The sequence below is a fragment of the Kitasatospora sp. NPDC101235 genome (genome assembly GCF_044767505.1).
Lineage (GTDB): Bacteria > Actinomycetota > Actinomycetes > Streptomycetales > Streptomycetaceae > Kitasatospora.
On the sequence record NZ_JBIWNZ010000010.1, the window covers coordinates 179,965 to 199,141 of the forward strand.

15 protein-coding genes are annotated in these 19,177 nt (G+C 72.5%); 9 read left to right on the forward strand and 6 right to left on the reverse strand.

What is annotated here, in order from left to right:
- Nucleotides 1-18: 18 nt before the first annotated feature.
- The 3 genes from ACIRRH_RS19085 (at nucleotide 19) to ACIRRH_RS19095 (ending at nucleotide 3,270) form a co-directional block, all read left to right on the forward strand.
- On the forward strand, nucleotides 19-1,161 hold the full coding sequence (locus tag ACIRRH_RS19085; protein WP_403068361.1) for a low temperature requirement protein A: 1,143 nt from the start codon (nucleotides 19-21) through the stop codon (nucleotides 1,159-1,161).
- A gap of 78 nt (nucleotides 1,162-1,239) precedes the next feature.
- Nucleotides 1,240-1,968, forward strand: a complete 729-nt coding sequence (locus ACIRRH_RS19090) for a uracil-DNA glycosylase (RefSeq protein WP_403068364.1) — start codon at nucleotides 1,240-1,242, stop codon at nucleotides 1,966-1,968.
- A 216-nt stretch (nucleotides 1,969-2,184) separates the two neighbouring features.
- Nucleotides 2,185-3,270 carry a glycoside hydrolase family 6 protein gene (locus ACIRRH_RS19095; RefSeq protein ID WP_403068367.1) on the forward strand — a complete coding sequence of 362 codons (1,086 nt, stop codon included), beginning with the start codon at nucleotides 2,185-2,187 and terminating at the stop codon, nucleotides 3,268-3,270.
- A gap of 70 nt (nucleotides 3,271-3,340) precedes the next feature.
- Here the strand turns inward: ACIRRH_RS19095 and ACIRRH_RS19100 are convergent, their stop codons facing one another.
- The 4 genes from ACIRRH_RS19100 to ACIRRH_RS19115 all read right to left on the reverse strand — a co-directional run bounded on the left by ACIRRH_RS19100 (nucleotide 3,341) and on the right by ACIRRH_RS19115 (nucleotide 9,526).
- A complete protein-coding gene (locus ACIRRH_RS19100; RefSeq protein ID WP_403068370.1) occupies nucleotides 3,341-5,272 on the reverse strand; it encodes a galactose oxidase-like domain-containing protein in 1,932 nt (643 codons plus the stop codon).
- 105 nt (nucleotides 5,273-5,377) lie between these two features.
- Nucleotides 5,378-7,525 carry a glycosyltransferase family 2 protein gene (locus ACIRRH_RS19105; protein ID WP_403068373.1) on the reverse strand — a complete coding sequence of 716 codons (2,148 nt, stop codon included), beginning with the start codon at nucleotides 7,523-7,525 and terminating at the stop codon, nucleotides 5,378-5,380.
- A 531-nt stretch (nucleotides 7,526-8,056) separates the two neighbouring features.
- A complete protein-coding gene (locus tag ACIRRH_RS19110; protein WP_403068376.1) occupies nucleotides 8,057-8,761 on the reverse strand; it encodes a 3-oxoacid CoA-transferase subunit B in 705 nt (234 codons plus the stop codon).
- A gap of 3 nt (nucleotides 8,762-8,764) precedes the next feature.
- Nucleotides 8,765-9,526: a CoA transferase subunit A gene (locus tag ACIRRH_RS19115; protein ID WP_403068379.1), complete on the reverse strand. Its 762-nt coding sequence runs from the start codon at nucleotides 9,524-9,526 to the stop codon at nucleotides 8,765-8,767.
- 506 nt (nucleotides 9,527-10,032) lie between these two features.
- Between ACIRRH_RS19115 and ACIRRH_RS19120 the strand changes: the two genes are divergently transcribed.
- The 6 genes from ACIRRH_RS19120 (at nucleotide 10,033) to ACIRRH_RS19145 (ending at nucleotide 16,072) form a co-directional block, all read left to right on the forward strand.
- The gene (locus tag ACIRRH_RS19120; protein WP_403068382.1) at nucleotides 10,033-11,304 is read left to right on the forward strand and encodes a substrate-binding domain-containing protein; all 1,272 of its coding nucleotides are present in this window, start codon (nucleotides 10,033-10,035) and stop codon (nucleotides 11,302-11,304) included.
- Nucleotides 11,305-11,309: 5 nt separating this feature from the next.
- The gene (locus tag ACIRRH_RS19125; protein WP_403068385.1) at nucleotides 11,310-12,107 is read left to right on the forward strand and encodes an ABC transporter ATP-binding protein; all 798 of its coding nucleotides are present in this window, start codon (nucleotides 11,310-11,312) and stop codon (nucleotides 12,105-12,107) included.
- A 56-nt stretch (nucleotides 12,108-12,163) separates the two neighbouring features.
- Entirely contained in the window at nucleotides 12,164-12,967 is an 804-nt protein-coding gene (locus ACIRRH_RS19130; protein ID WP_403068583.1) for an ABC transporter ATP-binding protein, read from the forward strand.
- Nucleotides 12,967-13,833 carry a branched-chain amino acid ABC transporter permease gene (locus tag ACIRRH_RS19135; RefSeq protein ID WP_224279012.1) on the forward strand — a complete coding sequence of 289 codons (867 nt, stop codon included), beginning with the start codon at nucleotides 12,967-12,969 and terminating at the stop codon, nucleotides 13,831-13,833. Before ACIRRH_RS19130 ends, ACIRRH_RS19135 begins: the two co-directional genes overlap by 1 nt.
- Before the next feature lie 209 nt (nucleotides 13,834-14,042).
- A complete protein-coding gene (locus ACIRRH_RS19140; RefSeq protein WP_403068586.1) occupies nucleotides 14,043-15,170 on the forward strand; it encodes a branched-chain amino acid ABC transporter permease in 1,128 nt (375 codons plus the stop codon).
- Complete coding sequence (locus ACIRRH_RS19145) at nucleotides 15,167-16,072, forward strand: alpha/beta fold hydrolase (protein ID WP_403068389.1); 906 nt, start codon at nucleotides 15,167-15,169, stop codon at nucleotides 16,070-16,072. The genes ACIRRH_RS19140 and ACIRRH_RS19145 overlap by 4 nt, the downstream gene beginning before the upstream one ends.
- Nucleotides 16,073-16,169: 97 nt before the next feature.
- Here ACIRRH_RS19145 and ACIRRH_RS19150 read toward each other — a convergent pair whose 3' ends face one another.
- Nucleotides 16,170-17,450 (reverse strand): hypothetical protein, encoded by a 1,281-nt coding sequence (locus tag ACIRRH_RS19150; RefSeq protein ID WP_403068392.1) that lies wholly within the window; start codon nucleotides 17,448-17,450, stop codon nucleotides 16,170-16,172.
- Between the two features lie 532 nt (nucleotides 17,451-17,982).
- Nucleotides 17,983-18,570, reverse strand: a complete 588-nt coding sequence (locus ACIRRH_RS19155; protein WP_403068589.1) for a DedA family protein — start codon at nucleotides 18,568-18,570, stop codon at nucleotides 17,983-17,985.
- Between the last annotated feature and the right edge of the window lie 607 nt (nucleotides 18,571-19,177).

Genomic DNA, 19,177 nt, shown 5'->3' on the forward strand with positions numbered 1-19,177 from the left:
GCGGGGAGGGCCAGGCGGATGGGTGTCACGGGGGAAGCGCAGGGACTGGGGGAGAAGCGGGTCACCTGGGCGGAGCTCTACTTCGACCTGGTCTTCGTCTTCGCGATCACCCAGGTCTCCGGGCTGCTGCACCACCGCCACGACATGACCGGGCTGGTCCGGGCGCTGGTGGTGTTCGTGCCGGTGTACTGGTGCTGGGTGGGCACCACCGTGCAGGCCAACATCCGCGACGTGGACAACCTGCGGGACCGGCTGGGCATCCTGCTGGTCGGGCTGGCCGGCCTGTTCATGGCGCTGGCGGTCCCGGGGGCGTACGGCGGGCGGGGCGTGCTGCTCGGCGCCGCGTACTGGCTGGCCCGGGTGGTGCTGCTGCTCCTGGTGGTCCGGATCCCCGGTGCCTGGCGCGGTCCGTACGGGGTGGGTGTGCTGGTCAGCGGGCCGCTGCTGCTGGCGGGCGGGCTGTTGCCGGACGGGCCGCGGCTCGCGCTGTGGGCGGCGGCCGCGCTCGGCGACCTGACCGCGCCGCTGGTGTTCCGGCGGCGGCTCGCGGTGGTGGCGTACCACCCGGCGCACATGCCGGAGCGGTTCGCTCTGTTCCTGCTGGTGGCGCTCGGCGAGTCGATCGTCGGGATCGGCGGCACGGCGGCCTCGGCCCGGCTGGACGCGGCCGAACTCGCCGCCGTGGCGGTCGCGTTCACCATCTCGGTGGGCCTGTGGTGGCAGTACTTCGTGTACGCGGCGGACGCCATGCGGCACGCCGTGGAGGTCGCCGACTCGCGCCGGGACGTGGTCCGGAGGATCTTCCAGTACGGGCACCTGGCGCTGGCCGCCGGGGTGATCGGGGTGGCGGTCGGCTTCGGGGAGACGGTCGCGGACCCGCGGCGGGCGCTCGGCGCGGGGTCGGTGGCGCTGCTGTACGGCGGCTGCGGGCTGTACCTGCTGACCTTCGGGTACACGCGCTGGATGATGTTCCGTCAGGTCGCGACGACCCGGATCGTGGCGGCGGCGGTGGTGCTGGCGCTGCTGCCCGCGATGGTGCGGCTGCCGGCGCTGGTGGTGCTGGTGGTGCTCGCGGTGCTGCTGGTGGCGCTCAACGCGGTGGAGCACCTGCGGGTGGAGCGGGCGGCCGCCCGGCGCCCGGAGCCCGCTCCGGGGGAGTGAGTTGTCGGTGGGGCTGTGTAGCGTTCGGGGTGAAAGAGGGCGTGCGGCGCAGCAGCCGCGGTGTGGGAGGTAGATGTCGTGACGGACACGGTCGAGGCGGGCGTGGTCGAGGCCGGCGAGGGCGGCGGGCTGGAGCTCCCCGAGTCCTGGCGCGGGGTGCTGGGCGCCGAGACGGAGAAGCCCTACTTCGCCGAGCTGGCGGCCTTCGTGGCGGCCCAGCGCGCGGAGCACGAGGTGTTCCCGCCGAGCGGCCAGGAGTTCGCCGCGCTGGAGGCCACTCCGTACGACAAGGTCCGGGTGCTCGTGCTCGGCCAGGACCCGTACCACGACAACGGCCAGGCCCACGGCATGAGCTTCTCGGTGCTGCCGGGCACCAAGACGCCGCCGTCGCTGCGCAACATTTTCAAGGAGCTGGACGCCGACCTGGGCGTCCCCGCCCCGGACAACGGCTACCTGATGCACTGGGCCGAGCAGGGCGTGCTGCTGCTCAACGCGGTGCTCACGGTCCGCGCGCACGAGGCCAACTCGCACAAGGCGAAGGGCTGGGAGAAGTTCACCGACGCGGTGATCAAGGCGGTGAGCGACCGCGAGGAGCCGGTGGTCTTCGTGCTGTGGGGCAACTACGCGAAGAAGAAGCTGCCGCTGATCGACACCGCCAAGCACGTGGTGGTGCAGGGGGCGCACCCGTCGCCGCTGTCGGCCAAGCTGTTCTTCGGCAGCCGCCCGTTCTCGCAGATCAACGCCGCGCTGGACTCCTTCGGCGGCGCGGAGATCGACTGGCAGGTGCCGGACCTGAAGCAGGCCTGAGCCCCGGTGCGGGCGCCTCGGGTGCTCCCGAGGACTCCCGAGCACTCCTGATCGGTTCGGGGCGCTGCTGAGCGCCGGTGGCCGTGGGCCGGACGGGTTCGATGTCCCGTTCGCCCACGGCCACATGCCGTTCACCGTCGGTGGCCGCCGGCCGGTGCCGGGTGTGCTTAGCTGATGCCGACCGGTCGCCGGACCGGTCCCGGGGAGGGGCGGTACGTGCACGGGCTGGGGTGGACGGGGACGTTGCGGTGGGCCGTGGGGGTACTGCTGGCCGGGGTGGTGCTGGCGGCCGCGTCCGGCTGCAGCGGTTCGAGGGGCGGCGGCGAACCGGGCGCCGCTCCCGCGGCCGGCTCGGGTCAGGCCGCGGGCACCGGCCCGGGTGCGGGCACCGGTCAGGCCGGTGCGGGCGGGGCCCTCGCCCAGCTTCCCGGGCAGGCCTTCTACGTCTCCGACCGGACCAACGCCGCCCACCAGGTGACCGCGCTGCGCGGCCAGGGCCGGACGGCGGAGGCCGACACGCTGCTGCGGATCGCCGCCCAGCCCTCCTCCCAGTGGCTGGGCGAGCAGGGCGCCCGGGAGATCGCCGAGCAGGTGAGCCGGCGGGCCGGCGAGGCCGGCCGGACGGCGGTCTTCGTCGCGTACGACATCCCGCACCGCGACTGCGGCCAGTACTCGGCCGGCGGCGCCCCCGACGCGGCCGCCTACCGGGCCTGGATCACCGGCATCGCGCAGGCCCTCGGCGACCGCAAGGCCTGGGTGGTGCTGGAGCCGGACGCCGTCGCGCACACCCTGGACAACTGCGGGATCAAGGGCGACCTGGCCGCCGAGCGGTACGGCCTGCTGGCCTTCGCCGTCCAGGAGCTGAAGAAGAACCCGAACGCGCGGGTCTACCTGGACGCGGGCAACCCCGGATGGGCGCAGGACCCGGAGGAACTGGCCACCGCCCTGCGCAAGTCGGGCATCGCGGCGGCGGACGGCTTCGCCGTGAACGTCGCCAACTTCTACGACACCGACCGGAACGCGGCGTACGGCGCCAGGCTCTCCACGGCCCTGGGCGGGAAGAACTTCGTCATCGACACCAGCCGCAGCGGTAACGGGGCGCTGGGCGGCACCGCCTGGTGCAACCCGCCCGGGCGCGCGCTCGGCGAGCGGCCGACCACCGAGACCGGCCGGGCCGGGGTGGACGCCTACCTGTGGATCAAGAACCCGGGGGAGTCGGACGGCGACTGCGGCCGGGGCGAGCCCCGGGCCGGCGAGTTCTGGCTGCCGTACGCGCTCGGACTGGCGCAGGCGGCGCGCTGAGGCCGCCTGCGCAGGCCGGGGGTCTCGGTGTCGTAGGCGGGCCTTGGCGTCTTATGCGGGCCTTGGCGTCCTATGCGGTGACCTGGATCCAGCGGGCGACCGACGGGGTCCCGGCGGCGTCCGTCAGGAACAGCATGTACCAGCCCGGCGGCAGCAGGTCGGGGTTGCCGGGCAGGGTGAGCGAGACGCCGTCCGCCGTCCGTCCGGCGATGTCCAGGGCCACCGAGCGCTGCTCGACGTCCGTCACGTGGGTGACCGAACTCGGCCGGATCAGCTTGGCGGTGGCGACCGCCTCCGGCCGGGCGGCGCCGACGTCGACGGTGGTGCCGAGCCTGGCCGCCTGCGGAACGGCACCGAGCTGCGGGCGGTCGCCGTGGTACAGGTACGGCGGGGTGTAGATCTCGATGCGCTGCTCGAAGCCGCCCGGCTGGGTCTCGGCCTTGTCCGCGAAGAGCGGGTTGGAGCCCAGTACGGCGACCCGGCCGTCCGGCAGCAGCAGCGCCTCGGAGTGGTAGTTGCGGCCGACGGCCGGCTCGGCGGCGGTGCTGAAGCTGTTGGAATCCGGGTGGTACACCTGCGCCTTGAGCAGGTCGCTGTCGCCCCGGCCGCGGTAGCCGCTGGAGCCGCCGGTGGTGAAGACGGTGTCGTCCGGGAGGATCACGCTGTTGAGGTAGCGGGTGCCGCCGGCCGGCAGGTCCGGGCCCGGGGTGAAGGCGGGCCTGGCGGCGGAGAGGTCCGCGATGTCGGTGCGGGCCGTGGACAGCGGGGACTCGCCGACGCCGCCGCCGCCCAGCACCATCACCTTCTGCGCCTGCGCGGGCGGCAGCAGCACCGAGGAGGAGGTCTCGGTGAGGCCGGGGTCGCGCAGGCCGGGGACGGGCTGGAAGGCCCCGTTCGACAGGTCCCACACGCCGGGCTCGCGGCCCTTGTCGCCGGGGCCGTAGCCGCCGTTGGAGCCCGAGTAGAAGAGCTTGCCGGACGCGGTCAGGAAGACCGCCGGGTAGGTCGGGAAGTAGTGGTCGGGGCCCTTGGACCAGGACTTGGTCTTCGGGTCGTAGATCTCGTTGTCGTTGCCGCTGAGGATCTCCCCGGTGTCGTCCAGCCCGGAGACGGTGACCACCCGGCCGTCGCCCAGCCCGGTCAGCGTCGGGTACCAGCGGGCGTGGGCCATGTCGGTGACCGGCTCGTACAGCTCGGTGTCCGGGTTGAACTCGAAGGCGGAGCGGATGCCCTGGTACTCCTGCTTGTCCAGGGTCAGCTTCTCGTTCTGCCCGTACAGGTTGTGGGCTTCGGTGCCACTCAGGCCCTTGATCCGGTACTGGGCGGGGGAGTCGGAGACGTAGTCCGGGCCCGGGCCGACCGCCTCCACGTACACGTGCTGCTCGCCGGCGGTGACCGCGGTCTGCTTTCCGGAGCCGGTCTTGGTCGCGGCCGGGACGGTCACCGCAGCGGTGCTGGCGTACTCGTGGCCGTTCGGGGCGACGAAGACGGTGCCCTTCGGGAACGTCCGGTCGCGCTCCGGGCTCTCGTTGCGCACCCGCATGATGCCGGCCGCCTTCTTCACGGCACCGGCCAGCTTCTCGTAACGCTGGGTGCCGCCGGCCACCAGGACGCGGCCGTCCGGCAGCGAGGTGTGGCCGCCGCAGAACATGTCGGCCGGGGTGGGGATCATCTTGTAGGTGTTCCTGGCCGGGTCCCAGAGCAGGCTCTTGAAGGTGCCAGCGTTGAACTGCTTCTCGTCGTTGCCGGAGCCGGCCACGATCAGGACCTTGCCGGTGCGCAGCAGGGTCGCGTGCACGGCGTTGACCCGGAACTCGGCGGGCAGCGACAGGGTCTGCCAGTGGCCGTACTGCGCCTTGTACTCGGGGCGGTTGATCACGTAGTGGTGGTACTGCTCGGAGGCGAAGCCGAGGACGGCCGGCGCGTTCATCCCGGCCACGGTCAGTGCGACGGTGCTGCCGAGGGCGAGGCGTTTGGTGCGGCCGGCCTTGTGGATCTTCACGATGGATGCTCCCTCGGGAGGCGGTCGGGGGCGGGCGCTGCTCGGTGGCTCTGCTCGGTGGGCGTGGGTCCTCAGCGGGCGGCTCTGTTCAGTGGGTGTCTCTGTTCAGTGGGCGGGTGTGCCGCTGCCGGCGTGGTCGGATGCGGTTCGTACGGGCCGGGCGGGTGGTACGGGCTGGGCGGGTGGTACGGGCTGGGCGGGCGGTACGGGCCGGGCCCGTCCGGTGAGCCGGGCGGCTCGGGGGTCGCGGGCGTGGCGCGGGCGGCGCTTCTCCAGGACGACCGTCGGGGCGGCCGCCGGGCCGCCGGTGACGGTGAGGGTGGCGGTGGGGCGGGTCCGGCGGCGGCGGACGGCGTCACCGGCGGTGATCAGGACCGGCAGGAGGGTGAGCACCAGGGCGATCCAGGCCCAGGTGCGCATCGCGACGTGGTCGTAGCCGGTGACGTAGGACGCGGCGATCGCGCAGCCGAACACCAGCGTCCAGAACAGGTGGAAGCGGAAGGTGCCGAGGCGGTCGGTACTGGCCGAGCGGCCCTTCGGCGTCACCACGAAGCGGCTGCGGCGGCGCACCAGCGCCTGGAGCAGCGAGGCTGCGTAGACCGGACCGCAGAGCGCCGACATCACCATGCCGGCGACCCCGGAGGAGCCGGCCGGTTCGTGCGGGCTCACGTTGTGCTTGCGGTTCCAGGTGTAGAGCAGGAGCTGGAGCGCGGCGGCGTCGCTGTAGAGCATCATCCAGATCTCCGAGGAGACGTGCACGCCCGAGGCGCCGAAGACCAGGTAGAGCACGCTGGACAGGCCGCCGAGCAGCCAGGTGAGCGCCGCCATGGGGTAGAAGCCCACCATCAGCGAGTAGTTGAGCAGTCGCCCGGGCGACAGCTGCCACAGCACCCGCCAGTACTGGGTGAGCAGGGTCTCGTAGGTGCCGCGGCTCCAGCGCAGTTGCTGGGAGAAGAAGTCGGTCCAGGAGGACGGCCCTTCGCCGACCGCGAGCACGTCCGGGGTGTACACGGACTTCCAGCGTTCTCCGGTCTCCGGGTTTCGGCTCCGGTGGAACTCCAGACCGGTCGCCATGTCCTCGGTGATGGAGTCGTACAACCCGCCGATCGACTGGAGCGCACGGATTCTGACGGCGTTGTTGGTGCCCACGAACATGGGCGCGCCGTAGCGGTTCCCGGCGCGCTGGATGAGGGCGTGGAAGAGGTACTGCTGGCTCTCGGAGAATTTGGTGACGGCCGAGCCCGAGCTGCGGTAGTTCCCGTACACCTGGGGGCCGACCACGAATGCCACGTCGGGGTCGCGGAAGTAGCCGAGCATCCGCTCGCAGAAGTCCGGCAGCGGAACGTGGTCGGTGTCCACGGACACCCAGAACTCGTAGTCGTCGCCGTGGGCCTGGAGCCAGGCGTTGTAGTTGCCGTGCTTGGTCCTGGCGCGGAACCGGCCCTTCGGCTGGTTCCAGTGCGGCCGGCCGGCGCGGCTGAAGTGGTGCACGCCCAGCTCGGCGCAGAGCGCCTGCATTGCAGGATCGTTTCCCTCGTCCAACAGCCAGACGTCGTACGGTCCGTCGTGCCGAACGGCGCGGGCCGCGGTCAGCGTGGCCCGGACCATCTCCGGTGGCTCCTTGCCCGGTACGCAGGTGGTGAGGAAGGCGACCCGGGTGCCCGGCTCCGGCGTCACTGGGACCGGGTCGCGGGCGACCAGCGTGGCGTGGGTGTTGGAGATGACGTTGACCAGCCGGAACACCTCGACGACGGCGATGATGCCGATCATCACCTTGTCGCCGAGCAGCACCAGGGTGTTCGTCTCGTCCAGCCGCTCGGGCCAGTGCTCCGGCAGCAGCAGCCAGACCAGCAGCACCGCCTCCACCACGGGGGCGGCCATCAGCAGCAGGGCGGCGCGGATCCGGTGCGGCTCGCGGCGCAGCAGGCTGCGGTACCGGACGCGGTACGGGGCCGCGGGTGGCGGTTCGTACGGGGCGGCCGGGGCGGGTTCGTACGGCGCGCCTGGTGCCGGGGCGTACAGGGCGCCGGGTGTGGAGCCGTGCGGTGCGGCCGGTTCGGGCCAGTAGACGCCGCCACCGAGGTCGTCGTCCTCGCCCGGGTCGTGCGCCGGGCCGGCGAGGCGGCTGAAGTGGCCGTAGTCGTAGGGGGCTTCGGGTACGGGAACGGACCTCAGGGCCGCTTCGTCCAGCTGTCCGTCACCTCGCCCGTGGGCCGTTCCGACGCCCTTTCGTCGCGAGAACGGCGTGGTCATAGCTGCTCCCCCCGGAGTTCGCGCCCTGCTTCGCTACCTCGGCCCCTGCGGTTCTCGGGCAGTTCCCGGGCTGTCCAGCACATTCGGCGTGTGCGTCCGGTTCGGTTGTACGTCGGCCCGGTGGCCTCGAATCCGGGATACCGATGTGCTTTCCGGCTTCCCCTCCGGGCACGTCGGGATCCTTGGCCTCCTCAACTCTCCCTGAGCGCAACGGTGATCGCAACCAATCGGGGAGATCGACGCCGCGCAGGCATGAAGATGCCGCGGTTCCCGGCCAATCCGGCGGGCGTTGATGCTATTGCGGCGAATTCGCTCCGGCCCCGGCGATCCGTTTGAACCCGGAGGCGGCGGAGGGAGGTTGCGGGGGCGCAGCGAAACGGCCGGACCGCCCCGTGGGGCGGTCCGGCCGTCGGTGCGGGACCGGGCTGGAGGCGGTCCGGCTGTCGGTGCGGGACCGGGCTGGAGGCGGTCCGGCTGTCGGTGCGGGACCGGGCTGGAGGCGGTCCGGCTGTCGGTGCGGGACCGGGCTGGTCAGAGCGGGGGCAGCAGGGTGGCGCCGGTCGCTGCCTGGACGTCCGCGAAGTCCACGCCCGGTGCCGTCTCCACCACCCGCAGCCCCTCCCGGGTCACGTCGACCACCGCGAGGTCGGTGACGATCCGGTCCACAACTCCACGGCCGGTCGCCGGAAGTGACAGTTCCTCGACAATCTTCGGCGAGCCGTCCCGGGCGGTGTGCTCCATCACCACGATCAGCCGGCGGGCCCCGTGCACCAGGTCCATCGCGCCGCCCATGCCCTTGACCATCTTGCCGGGGATCATCCAGTTGGCGAGGTCCCCGGCGGCCGACACCTGCATCGCACCGAGCACCGAGACGTCGATCCGCCCGGCGCGGATCATGCCGAAGGAGAAGGCGGAGTCGAAGTACGAGGCGCCGGGGGCGACCGTCACCGTCTCCTTCCCGGCGTTGATCAGGTCTGCGTGCTCGGTGCCCTCCTCCGGGTACGGGCCGACGCCGAGGATGCCATTCTCCGAGTGCAGCACCACCTCGACGCCCGGCGGGAGGTGGTTGGGGATCAGGGTCGGCAGGCCGATGCCCAGGTTCACGTACTGGCCGTCGCGCAACTCGCGGGCGGCGCGGGCAGCCAGGGCGTTGCGCGGGTCCAGGGAGGGGGTGGGTGCGGTGGTGGCTGGGCCGGGTGCGGTGGGGGTGGGTGCGGTGGTGGTCGGGGTGGGCATCGGTCAGGCCTCCTGGAGTGCGGGGCGGACGGTCCGGCGCTCGATGCGGCGGTCCCCGGGGTCGGAGGCCACCACCCGGTCGACGTACACCCCGGGCAGGTGCACCGCGTCCGGAGGGAGCTCGCCCGGTTCGACGATTCGGTCCGCCTCGACCAGGGTGATCCGGCCCGCCGTCGCGCAGAGCGGGTTGAAGTTCCGCGCGGCGGCGTGGAACACGCAGTTGCCGTGCCGGTCCGCGACCTCGGCCCGGACCAGCGCGAAGTCCGCCGTGATCGCCTCCTCCAGCAGGTACCGGCGGCCGCCGAACTCCCGGACCTCCTTCGGCGGGGAGGCCAGGGCCACCGAGCCGTCGGCCGCGTAGCGCCAGGGCAGCCCGCCCTCCTCGACCTGGGTGCCGACCCCGGCCGGGGTGAAGAACGCCGGGATGCCGGCGCCGCCCGCCCGCAGCCGCTCGGCCAGCGTGCCCTGCGGGGTCAGCTCCACCTCCAGCTCGCCGGAGAGGTACTGCCGGGCGAACTCCTTGTTCTCCCCGACGTACGAGGAGGTCATCCGGGCGATCCGGCCCGCCCGCAGCAGCAGGCCCAGCCCCCAGTCGTCCACCCCGCAGTTGTTCGAGACCACCCGCAGTCCGGTGGCGCCGGCGTCCACCAGGGCGCCGATCAGCGTGCTCGGGATGCCGCAGAGGCCGAAGCCGCCGGCGGCCAGCACCGCGCCGTCGGGGATGTCCCCGACCGCGTCGGCGGGGGAGTCCAGGACCTTGTCCAAGGGATCACCTCGTGAGGAGTGGGAGGAGGGGCGGACGTGAGGGGTGGCTGCGAGGAGGGGCTGGTCGTGAGGGCTGGCTGTGAGGAGGGGCTGGTCGTGAGGAGCGGCGGAGGGAGGGAGCGGCGGGGCAGTGCGTGGCAGGGGGAGGGGGCCGGCGGGCTCGGGAACCGCACGGAGCCCGCGGCCGGCCCAGGCCGGGCTGGGGTCCTGCCTGGGCCGGACCGGGTCGGGCATGCCGCTGGGGTGGCTGCCGTCGGACGGGCTCCGCGCCCCTCCACCGTCACCGGGCAGGGGCCGGCGCAGCCATGGCGGCCACCCCCATGGGTGGGAGCGGAGCCGTGTCGGCGGGCCACACCCGGACGTCCGGAGGACGGCGACGGGCCGACGGTATGTCGGCCGGAGCCACATCCTGACGGTCTGATACGTCGACCGGGCACATATCGCCGCCCCCACCGCACACCTACGGTTCCCGCATCCACCCCGCCGTACCTCAGGAGTCGGTCACCATGCGCAGCTCGACAACCCCCTCCAGGACCGCCTCCGGCGCCCGCCTGGGCGACTCCCTGACCGGCGGCCCGGCCCGGAAGCTCGCCGCCCTCGCGGCCTGCGTCCTGCTCGCCTCCGGCTGCGCGAAGGCCGGCACGGCCGGGACGAACGCGGCGGACGGTGGATCGAAGGGCCCGATCAAGGTCGGCCTGGTGTACTCCAAGACCGGACCGCTGGCCGCCTACGGCAAGCAGTACCTGGAAGGCTTCAAGGCCGGCCTGAGCTACGCGACCAAGGGCACCGGCGCGGTCGACGGGCACAAGATCGAGTTCGAGGAGCAGGACGACGCCGGCGACCCGGCCAAGGCGGTGTCCGCGGCCAAGGACCTGATCGGCAAGGGCTACAAGGTGCTGGCCGGCTCCACCGCCTCCGGTGTGGCCCTCCAGGTCGGCCCGATCGCCGCCCAGAACAAGGTGCTCTTCATCAGCGGCCCGGCCGCCGCCGACAAGGCCACCGGCCTGAACAAGTACACCTTCCGTTCCGGCCGCCAGTCCTACCAGGACATCAAGACCGCGGCCTCGTTCGTCGGTGACGCCAAGGGCAAGAAGGTCACCGTGCTCGCTCAGGACAACGCCTTCGGCCAGGCCAACGTGGCCGCCGTGAAGGCGGTGCTCGGCGCCGAGGGCGCGACGGTCGACCAGGTGCTCGCCCCGCCGAGCGCCACCGACCTCACCCCCTTCGCCACCCAGGCCAAGACCGCCAAGCCCGACCTGCTGTTCGTCGCCTGGGCCGGCGACACCGCCTCGGCCCTGTGGACGGCGCTCAACCAGCAGGACGTGTTCGCCGACACCAAGGTCGTCACCGGCCTCGACCTGGCCGCCTCCTACCCGCTGTTCGGCACGGCCGGCGAGAAGATCTCCTTCCTGAACCACTACTTCGACGGCGCCGCCGGCACCCCGGTGGAGAAGGCCATGTCCGAGGCCGTCACCGCCGCCGGAGGGAAGACGGACATCTTCACCCCGGACGGCTTCACCGCCGCCCAGATGATCGTGCACGCCGTCGAGTCCAGCCACGGCTCCGCCGACGACACCTCGGCCCTGGTCAAGGCCCTGGAGGGCTGGAGCTTCGACGGGGTGAAGGGGAAGACCACCGTCCGCGCCGAGGACCACGCCCTGCTCCAGCCGATGTTCCAGGTGCGGCTGACCGGAACCGGTGCCGCCGCCAAGCCCTCGGTGGAGAAGACCCTGACCGCGGACGAGGCGGCGCCCCCGGTCACTCCGATGGCGGGCTGATCCGGATGTCCGCCCGTACCGCCTCCGCTCCTTCCGCTCCGTCCCCTTCGTCCTCCTCTCCGGTGCTGCGTCTGGACGGGCTCGGTTGGGCCGTCCGCGGCGTGCCGATCGTCGAGGACGTCTCCTTCTCGGTCGGCGAAGGCGAGTTCATCGCCTTCATCGGGCCCAACGGCGCCGGCAAGACCTCCCTCTTCAACCTGATCTCCGGCATCTACCCGGCGACGCACGGCAGCCTCCACCTCGACGGTGCGGACATCACCGCCGAGACGGTGCACGGCAGGGCCCGCCGCGGGCTCGGCCGCACCTTCCAGACCTCCTCCCTGTGGCCGGGGATGACGGTCGCCGACCATGTCCGCCTGGCCGCCCAGGCGGCGGCCGGGCCGCGTGCCTCGTACCGGCTCTGGCGCCGCGCCGACCGCTACGAGCAGCAGCTGGCCGACACCCTGGAACGCACCGATCTCGCCCATCGCGCGGACACCCTGGCCAGTGCGCTCTCGCACGGGGAGAAGCGCAAGCTGGAGCTGGCCGTCCTGCTGGTCTCCGAGCCCCGGCTGATCCTGCTGGACGAGCCGATGGCCGGTGTCAGCGCGGAGGAGGTGCCCGCCCTCACCGAGCTGATCCGCTCCGTGCACCGTGACCTGGGCCGGACCGTCCTGATGGTCGAGCACCACATGGACGTCCTGCTCGGCCTGGCCGACCGGCTCGCGGTGATGCACCACGGCACCCTGCTCGCCCTGGACACCCCCGAGGCCGTGATGGCCGACCCGACCGTGCAACAGGCCTACCTGGGTGAGGCGTTGTGACCTCCTCTCCGTTCTCCGCTCAGCGCCCGTCCCCTTCGGCGCACTCATCCTCCTCGCTGCCGCCGGCTGCCGAACCCCTCCTCTCCGTCCGCGATCTGCGGGTGGTCATCGACGGGCTGCACATCCTGCACGGCGTCGACTTCGACGTGGCCCCCGCCGGGGTGACCGCGCTCCTGGGCCGCAACGGCGCCGGCAAGACCACCACTGTCAAGGCCGTCATGGGCCTGGTGCCCCGCACCGGAAGCATCCGGCTCTCGCGTGCCGAACTCGCCTCCCTTCCCACGCATCTGGTCGTTCGCCATGGCATCGGCTACGCGCCCGAGGACCGGGGGATCTTCGCCGGCCTGACGGTCGCCGAGAACCTCCGCCTCGCCGAGCGCGCCGCCGGGAGCGGGGGCGATGCCGGTGAACCGAACTACGCGCTTGTCCACGAGCTCTTCCCCGAACTCAAGCAGCGGGCCGGACAGTTGGCCGGGACGCTCTCCGGAGGCCAGCAGCAGATGGTGGCGATCGGCCGGACGCTGCTCAACCGCAACCGGTTGATCATCGCCGACGAGCCCACCAAGGGCCTGGCCCCGAAGATCGTCGCCGAGGTGGCCGAGGTGCTGGCGCGTGCGGCCGAGGCCGTGCCCGTCCTGCTGGTCGAGCAGAACCTCGCCCTCGTCCGCCGGCTGGCCGGCACCTGCGCCGTCCTGGCCGACGGCCGTACCGCCCACCGCGGCGACACCGCCGAGCTGTTGGCCGACGAGGAAGCTGCCCGCCGCCTGCTCGGCGTCGGCTCCCGTCACCCGCTCGCCGGCGGGACCCGACCCGCCGGCTCCCCGGCCGCCCCCGTCGTCACCGCCGAGGTGAAGCCCTGATGGACACCGTCGTCCTCCTTACCTGTACCGGACTCGGTCTCGGTGCGCTGTACTTCCTGGTCGCCTCCGGTCTGTCGCTGATCTTCGGTCTGATGGACGTGCTCAACTTCGCGCACGGCGCCCTGCTCTCCATCGGCGCCTATGCCACCTGGTGGGCCGGCACCGAGGCCGGCTTCTCCTTCTGGCTCGCGGTGCCGTTCGGCACCCTGGTCGGAACGGCCGCAGCCGTCCTGTTGGAGCTCTTCCTGATCCGGCCGCTCTACAGCCGCCCGCGCGACCAGATCCTCGCCACCGTCGGGGTCGGGCTCGCCGTACCCGCCCTGCTCATGGGGATCTGGGGCGCGGACTCCCGCCCCTTCCCCCAGCCGGAACTGCTGTCCGGCACCTGGCACGTGCTCGGTGCGACCGTCCCGGTCAACCGCTTCGTGCTGGTGGCTGCCGCCGCACTGTTGCTGCTCGCTCTTCGGTTGTTCCTCGCCCGTACCCGCTACGGGCTGATCGTCCGGGCCGGCGTCGAGGACCGGGCGATGGTCACGGCGCTCGGCATCGACGTCCGGAAGGCGTTCACCCTCGTCTTCGCCCTCGGCGGGGCGGCCGCCGCGCTCGGCGGCGCCCTCGGCGGCCTCTACTTCGGTTCGGTCAACCCCGGCCAGGGAACCGGCCTGCTCATCTTCGCCTTCGTCGTCGTGGTGATGGGCGGCATGGGCTCCGTGACCGGAGCCGCCGTCGCCTCGGTGGGCGTCGGCCTCGTCCAGCAGTTCGCCAACTACTACACCGGCGCCGGGCTCGGCGACCTCTCGGTCGTCGTCCTGCTCGCCGTGCTGCTTCTCGTCCGACCCCGTGGACTCACCGGGAGGCTCGCGTGAGCGCCGAAACACCGATCACGAGCACCGGTGGCCCCGCGGCCGGCCGCAGCGCCGCCGCTCCGGCAGGGGGGACTGACACCAGCCCTGCCGTGACCACCATGCCGACAGAGGGGACTGACACCAGCTCCGCCGACACCGCCACTGTGGCAAGGGGGACTGACACCGGCCTTGCCGCGACCCATTGTGAACACAAGGCCGAGTCCGGCGCCATCCCTCGAACAGGTGATTCAGTCACTTATCGCTGGACAGGCGTGCACAGAGCGCTACGCTGGTGGCCGATCGCTCTGCTGATCACGCTCCTTGTCGCCCCATACAGTGCGCTTCCCGTCCCGGGACTGCTCGACGGCCCGCTCGGCAGCCCCGGAAGCCTCCAGCTGCTCGCCCTGTGCCTGCTCTACGGGGCCCTCGCCACCGGTTACGACCTCCTGCTCGGCCGGACCGGACTGCTCTCCTTCGGCCACGCGCTCTACTTCGCGACCGGCCTCTACGCCACCGACCTCGGCATGCTGGAGCTGCAACTGCCGTTCGCCGCCGCCGCGGTGTTCGGTGTCGCCTGCTCGGTGCTGCTGGCCCTGCTGCTCGGCTCGGTCAGCCTGCGCGTCACCGGCATCGGCTTCTCCATGGTCACCCTCGCCTTCGCCCAGGCCGGCTCGATCCTCGTCCAGCGCAACCCCGGTGGCGTCACCGGCGGCGAGGAGGGCCGTTCCGCCCCGGCCGACCTGCTGCCCGCCGGTCTGCTGGGGATCGAGAACACCGCCAACCTCTACTGGATCGCCGTCGGTTACCTGGTGCTGACGGCCGCCGCGGTCCACTGGGCCGTCAAGTCGCCGATGGGCCGGGTCTGGGAGGGCATCAAGGAGAACGAGCGCCGGGTCGAGGTGCTCGGACTGCGGCCCTACGGCTACAAGTTGGTCGCCTTCGTGCTGGCCGGCGGGCTCGCCGGGCTGGGCGGGGTGGTCTACCTGCTGCTGACCGGTGGCGCCACCCCGCAGGCCGCCACCTCGGACGCCACGCTCGCGCTCCTGGTCATGGTCGTCCTCGGTGGCTCCGGCACCCGCTGGGGGCCGCTGCTCGGCGGTGTCCTGTACACCTGGGCGAGCCACCGGCTCGGCGACCTCGCCAACTCGTCGACCGTCGCCGACCTGCCTGCGGCGCTGCGCGTGCCGCTCTCCCAACCCCTGTTCCTGCTGGGTGCCCTGTTCGTCGCCGTGGTCTACCTGCTGCCCGGCGGCCTGGCTAGACTGCCTGCCCGCATCCGATCCGCCCGATCCGGCCGCTCCGCTCCGGCGCAGGCCGGCCTCGGAGCCGCCCGACCCACCGGAGGTACCCCCGCGTGAGCCAGTCGCCGCTGAAGCCCGAGGAGTTGACGGTCCCCGTGCCCGGTGGGGACCTGGCCGTCCTGCGCTGGCCCGCCGACGACCCGCAGGCCCCGACGATCGTGGCGGTGCACGGCATCACCGCCAACGGCCTCGCCTGGTACGAGGTCGCCCGCCGGATCGCCGGGCGGGCCACCCTGCTCGCGCCCGACCTGCGGGGCCGCGGTGCCAGCCGCACGGTCGCCGGGCCGTACGGGCTGGCCCGGCATGCCGACGACGTGGCTGCGCTGATCGACGCGCTCGGCTCGGGGCCCGTCACGGTGGTCGGCCACTCGATGGGGGCCTGGGTCACTGCCCTGGCCGCCGTCCGGCACCCCGACCTGGTCCACCGCGTCCTGCTGGTCGACGGAGCGTTGACCTTCCCGCTGCCGGAGGGCGTCCGCGAGGAGGACGCCCTGGCCGCGGTGCTCGGTCCCGCGCTGGCCCGGCTGTCCATGACCTTCCCGGACCGGGACGCGTACCGGGAGTTCTGGCGCGGACACCCCGCCTTCGCCGACGAGTGGACCGAGGGGATCGACGCCTACACCCAGCGCGACCTCGTCGGCGCGGAGCCCGAACTGCACTCGTCCTGCGTGCTGGAGGCCGTGCAGACCGACGGCTCCCAGGTCCTGCTGGACGAGGACGCGGCCGCCGCCGTGCGCCGGCTGCCCTGCCCGGCCGAACTGCTCTGGGCCGAGCGCGGCCTGTTCGACGAGCCGCAGGGCCTCTACGACCACGAGCGGATCGGGCTGGCCGGCCTGGACCCGGAGCGGGTGCCCGCCTCGCCGGTGCCGGACACCAACCACTACTCGATCCTCTGGGGCGAGGCCGGGGCGGACCGCATCGTCCGCCTCCTGCTCGCGGACGCCCTCACCGCCGGGTAGTCGGACGGCCGCGGGAGCCGACCGGGACGGCAGCGGCCGGCGGGGTTCCAGCCCCCGCCTGCCGGTGCCGGTGCCCGTGGCTCCGCCCTTCGGCGGGTCAGCCCGCCGCGCCGAGGAAGCTCTCCCAGCCGCCCGCCGGCGCCTGGCCGACGTTGAGCGAGCGCAGCTTGCGCAGGGTGGACTGGTCCTGCACCTCCAGCCACTCGACGAGCTGCTTGAAGGAGACCAGCCGGACCTCCGGCTTGCCCGCGATGGCCTTGAGGGCCTCTTCGACGGCGTCCATGTAGATGCCGCCGTTCCACTGCTCGAAGTGGTTGCCGATGAAGAACGGCGCACGGTTGCTGTTGTACGCACGCTCGAAACCCGCCAGGTAGGAATTGGCGGCCTGGGTGCGCCACTCGCCGTACATGGCCGGGTCGCCCTTGGTGCTGCCCTTGGACTGGTTGGCCAGGATGTTGTAGTCCATCGACAGGACCTGGAAGGTGTGCCCGGGGAACGGGATGGACTGCAGCGGGAAGTCCCAGACCTTGCCGTCCTGCACCTTCTGCGGCCATATCTGCAGGCCGCCCGAGGAGCTGGCGTCATACTTCCAGCCCAGCTTGGCGATGGTCGGCAGCAGCGCCTTCTGCCCCTCCAGACACGGGGTGCGGCCGCCGATGAGCTCCTTCTTGTAGTCGAAGGGGAGCGGGTCGACGTCGGTGAAGCCGGTGTTGGTCCGCCACTGGGTGACGAAGCCTATCGCCTGGTCGATCTCGCTCTGCCAGTCCTCGGGGGTCCACATGTTGACCCCGTTCTTGTCCGGACGGCTGGAGCAGAAGTGCCCGTTGAAGTGGGTGCCGATCTCGTGCCCGGCCAGCCAGGCCTGGCTGATGAGCTTGAGCGTGCTCTTCACCGCACCGTCCGACAGGTACGGGATGTCGGAGGCGCCGACCGAGTGCTTCGGCGGGTGGTACAGGTCGGCCTTGCCCTTGGGCAGGGCGTAGATGCCCGAGAGGAAGAAGGTCATCGTGGCCTTGTACTGCTCCGCCAGCTTCAGGAAGCGGGGGAACTGGCCGTCCTCGGTGCCGCCCGCGCCGTCCCAGGAGAAGACCACGAACTGCGGCGGCCGCTCGCCGGGCTTGAGCTTCTCGGGCTTGGGCTGCTTCGGCTGCGGGCCGGTGTCCGCATTGGAACCGTCGCCGATCGGGGGGCCCTTGGGCACCACCGTCTGGGTGGGGTCGCCGGCACCGCCGCCCTGAGCGGTGCTCGCGCCGCCGGGACCGGGGGAGGTGGAGTCCTGGCCCGAGCCGGATCCGCCGCTGGAGCAGGCCGTGACCGCGGCGAGGGCCGCGGTCGCAGCGGTTGCACTGAGCACCGTCCTGCGCGAGATGCTGGTCATGGTCTCCCCTGGGTGCCGATGCCGGTGGTGGGGGCGGGCCGCAGCCGCACCGGTCAAATCGGGCAATTGATGAATATTTCGCCGTTAGCATGTCATGTCGCCACAGTGGCCACGAAGGTCGCCCGAGCGCTGACGACTCTCAACACGCGGGGCGCATCCGGCTGGGCTGCGAGGATGCGCCGACTGTTGCCGTCCTGTGACGCTTTCCACCCCGTGCGGCCCGGGCAGTACGGTACCGCCGGTCAGCCGGCGCCCCGTCCGAGTTCGCCGGTGTTCGGCCCGGTTGGTTGCCCTTTTGGGAAAACTTTTGCCCCTTGCAGGGCTGGGCGGCCCGAAGCCCGTCAAAGGGTGCGCGCCGACCGGAGCGTCTCAGCCGCAGTGGCCCGACCGGAGCGGATCGGCCGCAGTGGCTCGGCCGCAGTGGCTCGGCCGTGTGCGGGACAGCCGGCCGTGTGCGGGACGGTCGGCAAGGGGCGGGCCGGTCGGGACCGGCCGTCGGTCGGGACCGGCCGCCGGGATGCCGGTCGGACCGTCAGAGGGCGGCGAGCCGCCGGGTGCGGCGCACCATGCGCGCGATCGCGGTGCTGATGGCGGTGGCCGCCGCGCAGGAGACCACGAGGCTCAACCAGGCGGTGTTGAACCAGTGGCTGTTCAGCCAGCCCAGCGTCACGATGTAGGCGGCCCAGACCAGCGCCGCCAGCGCCGACCAGTGCAGGAACCGGTGCGGATGGGCGGGGGAGTGGCCGATGGCCAGGTTGAGGACGGTCCGTCCGGCCGGGACGAACCGTGCGATCACCACCATCGCGGCGGCCGCGCCGTGGGGGCGTTCGACCAGGGCCTGCTGGACCCGGGTCACGCTGGCCGCCAGTTTCGGGCGCCGGGCGAGCCGGCGGTGCAGCGCCGGGGCACCGCGCCGGGCCAGGTTGAGCAACAGGAGGTCGCCCAGGAAGGAGGCCACTGCCACGCCCAGTCCGAGCATCAGGGGCGCACCGTCGATCTGCGCGGTCTTGAGCACAGCCAGGATGACCAGCGTCCCGCTGGGGATGAACGGAAGGAGGGCGTCCCCGAGCACGGCGACGAGCGCCAGCGCGCAGATCCACGAGGATCCGATCGCCGCCACGAAGTTCAAGGCCCTTTACTCCCTCCAGGCCGCCCGGGGGAGCAGGTGGCTGCAGGAGTCAACGCTAGCGCCTCGACTTTTCATGCCATGAAGCACCCCGGTATGGCAGGGGTCACGGCCACTGATTCCGGCCGCGCCCCGAGGTGGCGAACCACGGGCCCGGGCCGGCCGGGGCGAGTGGCATCCGGGCGGGAGAGGGCCGCCGCAACCGGAACGAGCCCCCGGGGCGGGGTGCCGCGCCGAGGGCTCGCAGTGATCGTCCAGTGCTGGTCCAGCCCGACGATCTTGCTGGTGGAGTGCGGATCCCCTTCGGCGACCCGCTCCTGAGCCCCAGCCTGCCGGACGCCGGCCCCCTGTCGCGAGACCTGGCGCTGGCGACTTCCGGCGCCGGCGGGAAGTCGCCAACCGTGTTCGCCCGCTGGCTCTCCGTCAGCCGGGCGGTCGGTCGGACTTCCGTCCGGAATGGCCGAAACCCGCCCGGACCGTGGCCGGACGACACCCCGGAGGCGGGAACAGCGAGCCCCCGGCCGTGGTTGACCCCGGTCGGCGACAGCGACCGGCGGGCCACCCGGGACCGTGCGGTCGCCCACGACGGCCGGCTCAAGGA

Bases quoted from the DNA above. Each gene is read 5' to 3' on its own strand.
- ACIRRH_RS19110 (WP_403068376.1), bottom strand. From the start codon at position 8,761: ATGCCCACCCCGACCACCACCGCACCCACCCCCACCGCACCCGGCCCA.
- ACIRRH_RS19085 (WP_403068361.1), top strand. From the start codon at position 19: ATGGGTGTCACGGGGGAAGCGCAGGGACTGGGGGAGAAGCGGGTCACC.
- ACIRRH_RS19150 (WP_403068392.1), bottom strand. From the start codon at position 17,450: ATGACCAGCATCTCGCGCAGGACGGTGCTCAGTGCAACCGCTGCGACC.
- ACIRRH_RS19135 (WP_224279012.1), top strand. From the start codon at position 12,967: ATGGACACCGTCGTCCTCCTTACCTGTACCGGACTCGGTCTCGGTGCG.
- ACIRRH_RS19120 (WP_403068382.1), top strand. From the start codon at position 10,033: ATGCGCAGCTCGACAACCCCCTCCAGGACCGCCTCCGGCGCCCGCCTG.
- ACIRRH_RS19105 (WP_403068373.1), bottom strand. From the start codon at position 7,525: ATGACCACGCCGTTCTCGCGACGAAAGGGCGTCGGAACGGCCCACGGG.
- ACIRRH_RS19125 (WP_403068385.1), top strand. From the start codon at position 11,310: ATGTCCGCCCGTACCGCCTCCGCTCCTTCCGCTCCGTCCCCTTCGTCC.